We start from the raw sequence: 10583 nt of genomic DNA, 5'->3' as shown, positions 1-10583 counted from the left end.
TCCCTATCGTCTAGAGGCCTAGGACACCGCCCTTTCACGGCGGTAACAGGGGTTCGAATCCCCTTAGGGATGCCACTTTATTTACTTTTAAATAAAGTGTACAAAAAGTGAAGAAAGTATAGAAAGCCCACGCAATAGTTAAGTATTGCGTGGGCTTTTTTGCGTTTAAAAATTTTAAACAAAACAAAATTGTCGACAATTATTAATTTATTTACTTGTAATTTATTCCTAATCAGCTATTATGCTTATCCAACCTTCAATTTGTCGACAATCTTAAAATATAACTAAGACTTAATTTATATGCATTTAATAAACCCTACAAAGACTACCGCAGTAACAACAGCAGATAAAGTATTTGAACAGATGCAATACGCTATTGTTGAAGGTGAGATTCCAGCTGGTAGTAAAATAAGTGAACCTGAATTAGCCAAACGATACCAAATAAGCCGTTCGACCTTACGTGAAGCGTTAAATCGTTTAGAAAAGTGCCATTTAATCGAACGTAAAGCGAATGTAGGCTCTAGAGTAGTTAGCTGTACTATTGAAGGGTTACTAGAACTTTATATTACCAGAGAAGCGCTTGAAGGAATGGCTTGTCGCCAAGCTGCATCAAATATGTCTGATCAAGAAATTGACGAGATGAAAGAAATGCTTAAAGCGCATAGTCAAACGCAAGAGTTGAAAGATGGTGTTGCTTATTATCAAGAAGAGGGTGACCTCGACTTTCATTATAAAGTGATTTTAGGCAGTCATAATAAACAATTAATTGATCTAATTTGTGGACAATTATATCACTTAGTTCGAATGTATCGATGTCAATTTGGTATGAATAGCCCGAGAGCTAGCCGTGCATTTAATGAACATTATCAAATTATTCAAGCGATTAGCGATAGAGATGGTGAGTTAGCTGAAATGTTAATGCGCCGTCACATTGCTGCATCAAGAAAAAATATTGAAAATAAAATAATGCAACAAGCGTTGTTAGAAGTTAACGAAAATAAGTAGAGGAAATATTATGACTAAGCATTCACTCGATAAACCAAAGTCTGCTGGCGCTAAATTTCGCCAAGCATTAATAAATAATAAACCACTTCAAGTTGTTGGTACTATCAATGCGTATTGCGCAATGATGGCTGAGCAATTAGGCCATCAAGCTATTTACTTATCAGGAGGTGGTGTCGCTAATGCTTCCTATGGTTTACCTGATTTAGGAATGACTTCTTTAAATGATGTCGTTGCTGATGTAGCACGTATTACTAGTGCATCTTCTTTACCGTTATTAGTTGATATAGATACGGGGTGGGGGGGAGCATTTAATATTGCCAAAACTATACGTGATATGGAAAAAGCTGGTGCTGCCGCAGTGCATATAGAAGATCAAGTTGCGCAAAAACGTTGTGGCCATCGCCCAAATAAAGAAATTGTTTCCACTGAAGAAATGGTTGATCGTATTCGCGCAGCAGTCGATGCGCGTGTTGATCCTGATTTTTTTATTATGGCGCGTACTGATGCGTTTGCACAAGAAGGCATTGAAGCGGCACTTGAACGTGCAAAGGCTTATGTGGCAGCAGGGGCCGATGGTATTTTTGCTGAAGCAGTGAAAACAGAAGAACATTATCGTGCTTTTACTGAAGCGCTAAATGTACCCGTACTCGCCAACATTACCGAGTTTGGTGAAACGGAGTTATGGAACAAAGAACAGTTAGGTGAATGGGGTTGTGGCATGGTGCTTTACCCATTATCAGCATTTCGTGCCATGAACAAAGCCGCTGAATCAGTTTATAAAACCTTATTAGCTGATGGTGATCAAAAAGCTGAAATAGATAACATGCAAACACGTATGGATTTATATGATTACCTTGGTTATCACGACTATGAGCAAAAGTTAGATGCACTTTTCTCCGAAGGTAAAAACAAATAATAATAAATAAAAGCAATGACTATCAAATAATCAGCTACTAAGTCTGATTGACGCATAAACAATTGAGGATGAGATGATGACTGAAAAAAAATTAAGTGGTGCAGGTCTTAGAGGACAAAGCGCAGGCGAAACTAAACTTTGTACTGTAGGTAAATCAGGTAGTGGATTAACATATTGTGGTTATGATGTGGCTGATCTCGCTGAAAATTCAACGTTTGAAGAAGTAGCTTATTTACTTTTTAATGGTGAGTTACCAAACCAAACACAATTAGATACTTATAAGTCAGAATTAAAGGCATTGCGGGATTTACCTGTTGCAGTGAAAGAAGTATTAAAACTGATTCCTAAAGAAACTCACCCTATGGATGTTATGCGTACAGGGTGTTCTATTTTAGGTAACATTGAACCTGAAAATGACTTTTCTGAACAAAAAACGGCCGCAAATCGCTTATTAGCGGCTTTCCCTGCAATCATGTGCTATTGGTATAAGTTCTCACATGACGGTATTGAAATTGACTGTATGACTGATGAAGAATCATTAGGGGGGCATTTCTTACGTTTATTAAACCAAGAGGAGCCATCAGAGCAGCATAAACGTGTAATGGACGTTTCATTAATATTATATGCCGAGCATGAGTTTAATGCGTCAACATTTACTGCACGTGTTTGTGCGTCAACTTTATCAGATATGTTTTCATGTGTTACTGGTGCAATTGGTACGTTGCGTGGTCCACTGCACGGTGGTGCAAACGAAGCGGCAATGGACATGATTGAAAAATTTAAGTCACCAGCTGATGCCAAAGAACAAATGGCGGGTATGCTAGAACGTAAAGAAAAGATTATGGGTTTTGGGCATGCAATTTACCGTACCTCAGATCCTCGTAATACAGTGATCAAAGCATGGTCTGAAAAATTAGCGGCTGAAAACGGAGATACATCGTTATACGATATTTCTGTCGCTTGTGAAGAATTCATGTGGGACACCAAAAAGCTGTTTTGTAATGCTGATTTTTTCCACGCATCAACTTATAACTATATGGGGATTCCAACAAAACTCTTTACACCAATTTTTGTCTGTTCACGTTTAACTGGTTGGGCTGCGCATGTTATGGAGCAGCGCTCGAACAACCGTATAATTCGTCCTAGCGCTGATTATACTGGCTCTGAACCACGTGCTGTTGTGCCAATTGCACAACGATAATTAAATGTGTTCTGTTCTTTAGTTCAATTAATAAATATACGTAAGTCAATTATGCATTTTGTTATCTATTGAGCCTAAGAGAATAGTAGAGAGTTATAAAATAAATAATGAAAAGGTATTACCTCTTGAAGTTGATGCCTTTATTTAAACATTGTGTGGACTACGTTATGAATTATGATTACCGCAAACCGTTACCTGGTGAGAATATAGATTTTTTCGATACTCGTGAAGCTGTCGACAATATTAAACCAGGCGCTTATGCTAAATTACCTTACACCTCGCGTGTATTAGCTGAACAACTAGTACGTCGGTGTGATCCTGAAGCATTAACCGATTCATTAAAACAAATTATTGAAGGTAAACAAGATCTAGATTTTCCTTGGTATCCTGCTCGAGTAGTGTGTCATGATATTCTAGGACAAACAGCTTTGGTTGACTTAGCAGGTCTTCGTGATGCTATTGCTGAGCAAGGTGGTGATCCTGCCAAGGTAAACCCAGTTGTACCAACACAGTTAATTGTTGATCACTCGCTTGCCGTAGAATCACCCGGTTTTGATCCAGAAGCCTTTAACAAAAACCGGTTAATTGAAGATCGGCGTAATGAACAACGTTTTCATTTCATTGAGTGGACTAAAACAGCGTTTAAAAACGTTGATGTTATTCCTGCCGGTAACGGAATTATGCACCAAATTAACTTAGAGAAAATGTCACCAGTGATTCAATCACGTGACGGCGTTGCTTTCCCTGATACTTGTGTTGGTACTGATTCACATACGCCACATATTGATGCCTTAGGTGTTATTGCTATAGGTGTTGGTGGTTTAGAAGCTGAAACTGTTATGCTTGGTCGTCCATCGATGATGCGCCTACCCGATATTATTGGGGTTAAGTTAACAGGTAAACGTCATCCGGGTATTACTGCGACTGATATGGTGTTGGCAATTACCGAATTTTTACGTAATCAGAAAGTTGTTTCTAGCTACTTAGAGTTTTTTGGTGAGGGAACTAAATTATTAACTATTGGTGACCGTGCAACAATATCAAATATGACACCAGAATATGGTGCATCAGCTGGTATGTTCTATATTGATGAACAAACCATTGATTACTTAAAAATGACTGGTCGAGAACCAGCGCAAGTCGCATTAGTTGAAAATTACGCTAAACATACTGGTTTATGGGCTGATGATTTAGTTGAGGCCGAATATCCACGTGTTATCGAATTTGATTTATCTACAGTCACACGCAACTTAGCTGGACCTTCTAATCCACATCGTCGTTTAGCTACGGCTGATTTAGTGTCGAAAGATATAGCTAAAAACTTAGATGCTTGTAAAGCGCAAGAAGCTAATGGTGAAATGCCCGATGGGGCAGTAATTATTGCGGCTATTACTTCATGCACAAATACCTCTAATCCACGCAACGTTGTTGCTGCAGGTTTGATCGCTAAACGTGCCAATGAACTAGGTTTAATACGTAAGCCTTGGGTTAAATCGTCATTTGCACCAGGTTCAAAAGTTGCCAAGCTTTATTTAGAAGAAGCAGGACTACTTGCTGAAATGGAAAAATTAGGTTTTGGTATTGTTGGTTACGCTTGTACTACCTGTAATGGTATGTCAGGGGCCTTAGATCCTCAAATACAACAAGAAATTATTGACCGTGATTTATATGCAACAGCTGTATTATCAGGTAATCGCAACTTTGATGGCCGTATTCATCCATACGCTAAACAAGCCTTTTTAGCATCACCGCCATTAGTAGTTGCTTATGCCATTGCGGGTACAATTCGTTTTGATATTGAAAGAGATGTATTAGGTCAAGATCAAAATGGTAATGATATTACTTTGAAAGATATCTGGCCATCAGATGAAGAAATTGATTCAATTGTGGCTTCTTGTGTTAAACCTGAGCAATTTAAGAAAATTTACACGCCTATGTTTGATTTGGGTGCGTTTGAACCTGCCGAAAGTCCATTATATGCGTGGGATGAAACCAGTACTTATATTCGTCGCCCTCCTTATTGGGAAGGAGCATTAGCAGGTAAGCGTACGATGAAAGGTATGGTACCACTAGCTGTGCTTGGCGATAACATCACAACGGATCATTTATCACCATCAAATGCTATCCAGTTAAACAGTGCCGCAGGTGCGTATTTACATAAAATGGGCTTACCTGAAGCAGACTTTAACTCATACGCAACGCATCGAGGCGATCATTTAACGGCTCAACGTGCAACTTTTGCTAATCCAAAACTTTACAATGAAATGTGTAAAGATGATAAGGGTCAAGTAAAACAAGGCTCTTTAGCCCGTATTGAGCCGGAAGGTACTGAATCACGTATGTGGGAAGCGATAGAAACCTATATGGAGCGCAAGCAGCCATTAATTATTATTGCGGGAGCTGACTATGGTCAAGGCTCTTCACGTGATTGGGCTGCGAAAGGTGTGCGTTTAGCGGGTGTTGAAGTTATTGTTTCTGAAGGTTTTGAGCGTATTCATCGTACTAACTTAGTTGGTATGGGGGTATTACCTTTAGAATTTACTCAGGGTGAAACACGTCATACTTATGGTATTGATGGTACTGAAACCTATGATGTTGAGGGCTCAACAGCGCCTGGCGCAACTATGACAGTTGTGATGAGGCGTCGTAGTGGTGAAGTTGTTAATATACCAGTTAAATGTCGTTTAGATACAGCGGAAGAAGTATCGGTTTATGCCGCAGGTGGGGTATTACAGAAATTTGCCAATGACTTTTTGGAGTCAAATGTTTAAATGATATTTTAGTCTTTATATTGGTTGGAAGTGTTTATGGATGTTTATTAATTTAACACTGTCGCTTTTGGCTAAAACCAAATTGAAGACTAAGGTTTTACTTTAAATAGATTCAATATGTTGAGTTTTATGAAAATGGCACATTGTTCTTCACCGATCATGTGCCATTTTTTAATAAATAAGCTAAATAGCAAAGGAAAAAAATAATGTCTTCAGTTCCTCAAGTGAAAATTCCTGCTACGTATATTCGTGGTGGCACGTCCAAAGGTGTCTTTTTTAATTTAACTGATTTACCAGAGCGCTGCCAAGTTGCAGGTCAAGCGCGTGATAATATGTTGTTACGTGTTATTGGAAGCCCTGATCCATATGGCAAACAAACTGATGGTATGGGGGGAGCAACATCATCAACTAGTAAAACAGTGATTTTGGCAAAAAGTGATCAAGTTGATCATGATGTTGATTACTTGTTTGGACAAGTTGCGATTGATAAAGCATTTGTCGATTGGTCTGGTAATTGTGGCAATTTAACGGCGGCAGTTGGTTCCTTTGCGATTATGTCAGGGTTGGTTAGTCCTGAACGTGTGCCAAAAAATGGCGTTTGTACAGTACGTATTTGGCAAAAAAACATTTCAAAAACCATTATTGCTAAAGTGCCTATCACTAATGGTGAAGTACAAGAAACAGGTGATTTTGAGCTTGATGGTGTTACTTTTCCTGCAGCTGAAGTGCCTGTTGAATTCCTAGCGCCTGTTGACCCTTCTGAAGCAATGTTTCCTACGGGCAATGTCATTGATCAGCTAGACGTTCCAGATGTCGGTACATTTACCGCATCTTTGATTACAGCTGGTATTCCGACCATTTTTTTAAATGCGGATGAAATTGGTTATACCGGTACTGAATTACAAGAGGCGATAAACAATGATGAAGTAGCACTAGCGCGTTTTGAAGCTATTCGTGCGTATGGCGCAATTAAAATGGGATTAATTAACGATATTGCAGAAGCAAAAGATCGACAACATACCCCAAAGATTGCCTTTGTTGCAAAGGCACAAGATTATACAACTTCAAGTGCTAAACAAGTGAGTGCAACAGAAATAGATTTACACGTTCGTGCTTTATCGATGGGGAAACTGCATCACGCAATGATGGGTACTGCTGCTGTTGCTATTGGTACTGCAGGTGCTATTCCTGGTACGGTCGTTAATTTAGCTGCGGGTGGTGGTAAACGTGAATCGGTTGTTTTTGGTCATCCTTCAGGGACTTTAAAGGTTGGCGCTGAAGCAATAGAGATTGACGGGCAATGGCAGGTAACAAAAGCAATTATGAGTCGAAGTGCAAGAGTACTTATGGAAGGTTGGGTACGTATTCCTGGCGATAGCTTTTAATTATAACCCTAGTACTTTAGCCTAGTTACGTAAAATATTGCTTTGCATTCACGCCTAGTCCGTTTATAACAGAACTTATATTAATGATTTAAGGACTTTTATTATGGCTAGGCTTCTTAACACTATCAGTTGTGTTTTATTCACATCAATGGTTTCAATGACTTTATCTGCAGCAACACTCACTGTAGCAGATAATCTTATTGTTACTGAAATTGATAATAAAGCCGTGGAACATGGCTTACTCAGTAAAAAGTCTACTTTTGAACTTAACTCCGGGAATTATGCGCTGATAATGCATTATAAAGATGTATTTGAAGATTTGGATTTTGCTGAAAATAGAGTGGTTAAATCAAAAGATTTTGTTGTTAAGCTTGCTGTTAAAGAAGAAAGTAATCTCAATCTTGATACCGTTGCTATCAAAAACCTAGCGCAAGCTGAATCATTTTCTCAATCGCCAGAATTGATATTAAAAGATGAAAAAAATAAACGAATTAATATTACATTAGAAACACTAGAAAATTACAAAATGGCTCAGCAGGTTAATTTAGCCGTTAATACCTATGTTGCAAAACAAACTATGCAGAAAAAGACAGTCTCATCATTAGAAAAAAATGTTGCTGTTACTCAATCGAGTACTTCTTTAAACGATAAAGTAACTGTCGTACAGGACTCGGGTAACACTTTGATACAAGTTGATGCATTGACTATGTTAAAATATTGGTGGCAAAATGCTTCAAATGAAGAACGAAATCATTTTACGCAATACATGACAAGCAAGAAATGATTTTTCTATCAAAATTAATTTTGGCTAAATTGTGTAAATTAATATTTAGCAATCATAGGGACAAAAAATGTTAAAATTGTTAACTAAACCTTGGACTAGCGCCTTTGTCATGGGTGTTACTTTTGTGTGTATGTCACCTCAACAAGTGCTAGCAAATACACAAAACTCAGGGATTGAAGTAAGAGGGCAAGGAAGTGTATTGGCCGTACCTGACGTGTTTTCATTATCAGTATCGATAATTGAAAAAGGGCACTTCACTGATAAAATTAGATCCATTGTTGATCATAAAAGTAATCAAGTGGTCGATGTTGCAACAAATTTAGGTATTAAACCAGAGAATATAAATTCAGCCAGAGTTTCTTTACGTGTAATTAAAGACGAGACCGAAGTGAATCTACGGGGCGTTGAAGTTATACAAACGTTACCGAATCATCAAAAAAGTAAATTAACCATTGATACTAACTCGTCTAATAATGTGACGACTGTGCAACCTCAGTATTTTGAGTTAAGCAGAAACATTACCATTAACTTCTCAGATATTAAAGATTACGACCAGTTTCTAAATTCGATCATAAAAATTGGAGTACATCGAATATCACCTTTGAGTATGTCAATTGGGAATAGTGATAAATATTATCAACAGGCTTTATCAATAGCGATTGACCAAGCAAAAGCAAAAGCTATGCAAATTGCTAAACAAACAGAACAATCGTTAGGGAAGTTGATTTATGTTCAAGAGACAAGTAGTAATCATTATAGACCTGTCTATAGTGCTTCAATGAAAATGAGTGATTCTTTTGAACAACATAGTTCACAAGTAGGAAATCAAGCGATTAATGCGAGCGTTTTGGTGAAATACTCCATAGATTAGTTAATAATTTAGCTAAATTAAAGTTTCCGTTAGATAAAAGCTTTAATTTATGTGGCTTTCAAGGTATGTTATGCCTTTTAAGCCCTCTTTAAATCTTTGGATAATATCATTGGTTAATAAAATTGAATTTTATCAGGAGTTATTAGCGCAAACAGAAGCGTTAATTTTTGATGAAATAGACCCTATCGCCAACATGGCAAATATATCTGCTCTTCTTTTTGATGCGTTAGATCAAGTTAATTGGCTTGGATTTTACCGTGTTATTGACGAACAGCTTGTTTTAGGCCCTTTTCAAGGTAAAGTCGCTTGTATTCGAATTCCTATTGGAACCGGTGTTTGTGGTACTGCTGCCCAAACAAAAATGACGCAACGTGTTAATGATGTTCATCAATTTGATGGTCACATTGCTTGCGATGCAACAACGAATGCTGAAATTGTTATTCCAGTTCAGGTTAACGGTGATATAATAGCGGTTTTGGACGTTGACAGTACCAGCTTTGCTCGTTTTGACGAAGAAGACCAAAAAGGTTTAGAAGCAATAGTAAAGGTATTTGAACAAACTTTATTAGCCAGTGATGAAAAAGTAACACGATGAAAGAATTTGTAGTTATACATGACTATCTAGTTACAGCAGAAATTGTTGGTGACTGGGACGGCCAAGAAGAACTTGTTGTCGAAAAGATTAATGAAATTTACCATACATTCTATGACTTAGCAGAAGAAGATATAGAGACTGAAGTATTAGAGCAGCTATTAGCTTTAATATGGGATAACTGGATTGGGCAAGATGAATTACCTGATGTAGAATCCGATGATATTTATGATTGGTGTCGTAATATCTTAGAGAATCGAGACCAGCACCTACAAACACAAGATTATTAATTTAAACTATTTAACTGAAACTGTATAAAAGTTGTATTTATGGAAACTGAAATTAAACGTATAAGCACTAAAGATATCATTACTTATTTAACAGAAAAATTTCCAGAATGTTTTTCTGTTAAGGGCCCAGTAAAACCTTTAAAAGTGGGGATATTCCAAGATTTAGCTGAAAAGCTAAGTGATGATGAAACGGTTAGTAAAACTCGTTTACGTCAAGCATTAAGACATTACACAAGTAGTTGGCGTTATCTTAAAGCGATAAAAACCGGTGCTTTCCGTGTTGATATTGATGGAAAAGATGTTGCTGAAATTGATGAAGAGCAAGCAAATTATGCAAGCAAAACATTAAAAGAAAGCCAAGAGAAATTTGGTAAAACACCTGCATCTAATAAAAAAGCTCAAGGTGACAAAAGAGCTCCTAAAGCTAATACCTCTAAAAGTAATGATAAATCTTCTGATGAAACAAAACGTGATTCAGCTAAATTTAAGTCAGTTAAATCGACTAAACGTAAAGATGTAAAAAAAGAGTTACCGCCATTGAAAAAAGTGGATTCAGCCACAATAAAAGTAGGTAACAAAGTAAAAGTTCAATTAGGTAATTCACCTATGAATGCAACTATTACTGAAATTGCAGGGAAAGACATTAGTGTTCAACTTGACTCAGGCATGACCATTAAAACACAAATGCAAAATATATATTCGTAATCAAATTTTGGTTATTTAGTTTGAATATTAGTCATAGTTTGGTTAATTATAGTTTGGAGTAAT

The 10583-nt window shown here is 37.3% G+C and carries 10 protein-coding genes; all 10 read left to right on the top strand.

Annotated features, from left to right (window positions below; genetic code table 11):
• Positions 1–300 precede the first annotated feature (300 nt).
• The 10 genes from Q4496_RS13620 to proQ all read left to right on the top strand — a co-directional run bounded on the left by Q4496_RS13620 (position 301) and on the right by proQ (position 10520).
• On the top strand, positions 301–1005 hold the full coding sequence (locus tag Q4496_RS13620; protein WP_303601494.1) for a GntR family transcriptional regulator: 705 nt from the start codon (positions 301–303) through the stop codon (positions 1003–1005).
• Positions 1006–1015: 10 nt separating this feature from the next.
• Positions 1016–1921 (top strand): methylisocitrate lyase, encoded by a 906-nt coding sequence (gene prpB, locus Q4496_RS13615; RefSeq protein ID WP_303610644.1) that lies wholly within the window; start codon positions 1016–1018, stop codon positions 1919–1921.
• Positions 1922–1997: 76 nt separating this feature from the next.
• Positions 1998–3122, top strand: a complete 1125-nt coding sequence (gene prpC / locus Q4496_RS13610) for a 2-methylcitrate synthase (RefSeq protein ID WP_215971536.1) — start codon at positions 1998–2000, stop codon at positions 3120–3122.
• Positions 3123–3289: 167 nt separating this feature from the next.
• On the top strand, positions 3290–5893 hold the full coding sequence (acnD, locus tag Q4496_RS13605) for a Fe/S-dependent 2-methylisocitrate dehydratase AcnD (RefSeq protein WP_215971535.1): 2604 nt from the start codon (positions 3290–3292) through the stop codon (positions 5891–5893).
• A 206-nt stretch (positions 5894–6099) separates the two neighbouring features.
• The gene (prpF, locus tag Q4496_RS13600) at positions 6100–7278 is read left to right on the top strand and encodes a 2-methylaconitate cis-trans isomerase PrpF (protein WP_215971534.1); all 1179 of its coding nucleotides are present in this window, start codon (positions 6100–6102) and stop codon (positions 7276–7278) included.
• A gap of 103 nt (positions 7279–7381) precedes the next feature.
• Positions 7382–8062, top strand: a complete 681-nt coding sequence (locus tag Q4496_RS13595; RefSeq protein WP_215971533.1) for a DUF2057 family protein — start codon at positions 7382–7384, stop codon at positions 8060–8062.
• Positions 8063–8129: 67 nt separating this feature from the next.
• Positions 8130–8933: an SIMPL domain-containing protein gene (locus Q4496_RS13590; protein WP_215971532.1), complete on the top strand. Its 804-nt coding sequence runs from the start codon at positions 8130–8132 to the stop codon at positions 8931–8933.
• A 70-nt stretch (positions 8934–9003) separates the two neighbouring features.
• The gene (locus Q4496_RS13585; RefSeq protein WP_215971531.1) at positions 9004–9528 is read left to right on the top strand and encodes a GAF domain-containing protein; all 525 of its coding nucleotides are present in this window, start codon (positions 9004–9006) and stop codon (positions 9526–9528) included.
• A complete protein-coding gene (locus tag Q4496_RS13580; protein ID WP_215971530.1) occupies positions 9525–9815 on the top strand; it encodes a hypothetical protein in 291 nt (96 codons plus the stop codon). The genes Q4496_RS13585 and Q4496_RS13580 overlap by 4 nt, the downstream gene beginning before the upstream one ends.
• Before the next feature lie 39 nt (positions 9816–9854).
• A complete protein-coding gene (proQ, locus tag Q4496_RS13575; RefSeq protein ID WP_215971529.1) occupies positions 9855–10520 on the top strand; it encodes an RNA chaperone ProQ in 666 nt (221 codons plus the stop codon).
• Positions 10521–10583 lie beyond the last annotated feature (63 nt).

Origin of the sequence: Colwellia sp. 5_MG-2023 (assembly GCF_030547795.1) — a bacterium.
GTDB lineage: Bacteria > Pseudomonadota > Gammaproteobacteria > Enterobacterales > Alteromonadaceae > Colwellia.
This window is presented reverse-complemented; position numbering and strand designations above follow the sequence as displayed.

Excerpts from the sequence above, each read along its gene's own strand:
- Q4496_RS13585 (WP_215971531.1), top strand. The coding sequence starts at position 9,004 with ATGCCTTTTAAGCCCTCTTTAAATCTTTGGATAATATCATTGGTTAAT.
- Q4496_RS13595 (WP_215971533.1), top strand. The coding sequence starts at position 7,382 with ATGGCTAGGCTTCTTAACACTATCAGTTGTGTTTTATTCACATCAATG.
- prpF (WP_215971534.1), top strand. The coding sequence starts at position 6,100 with ATGTCTTCAGTTCCTCAAGTGAAAATTCCTGCTACGTATATTCGTGGT.
- prpB (WP_303610644.1), top strand. The coding sequence starts at position 1,016 with ATGACTAAGCATTCACTCGATAAACCAAAGTCTGCTGGCGCTAAATTT.
- acnD (WP_215971535.1), top strand. The coding sequence starts at position 3,290 with ATGAATTATGATTACCGCAAACCGTTACCTGGTGAGAATATAGATTTT.
- Q4496_RS13590 (WP_215971532.1), top strand. The coding sequence starts at position 8,130 with ATGTTAAAATTGTTAACTAAACCTTGGACTAGCGCCTTTGTCATGGGT.
- Q4496_RS13620 (WP_303601494.1), top strand. The coding sequence starts at position 301 with ATGCATTTAATAAACCCTACAAAGACTACCGCAGTAACAACAGCAGAT.
- proQ (WP_215971529.1), top strand. The coding sequence starts at position 9,855 with ATGGAAACTGAAATTAAACGTATAAGCACTAAAGATATCATTACTTAT.
- prpC (WP_215971536.1), top strand. The coding sequence starts at position 1,998 with ATGACTGAAAAAAAATTAAGTGGTGCAGGTCTTAGAGGACAAAGCGCA.
- Q4496_RS13580 (WP_215971530.1), top strand. The coding sequence starts at position 9,525 with ATGAAAGAATTTGTAGTTATACATGACTATCTAGTTACAGCAGAAATT.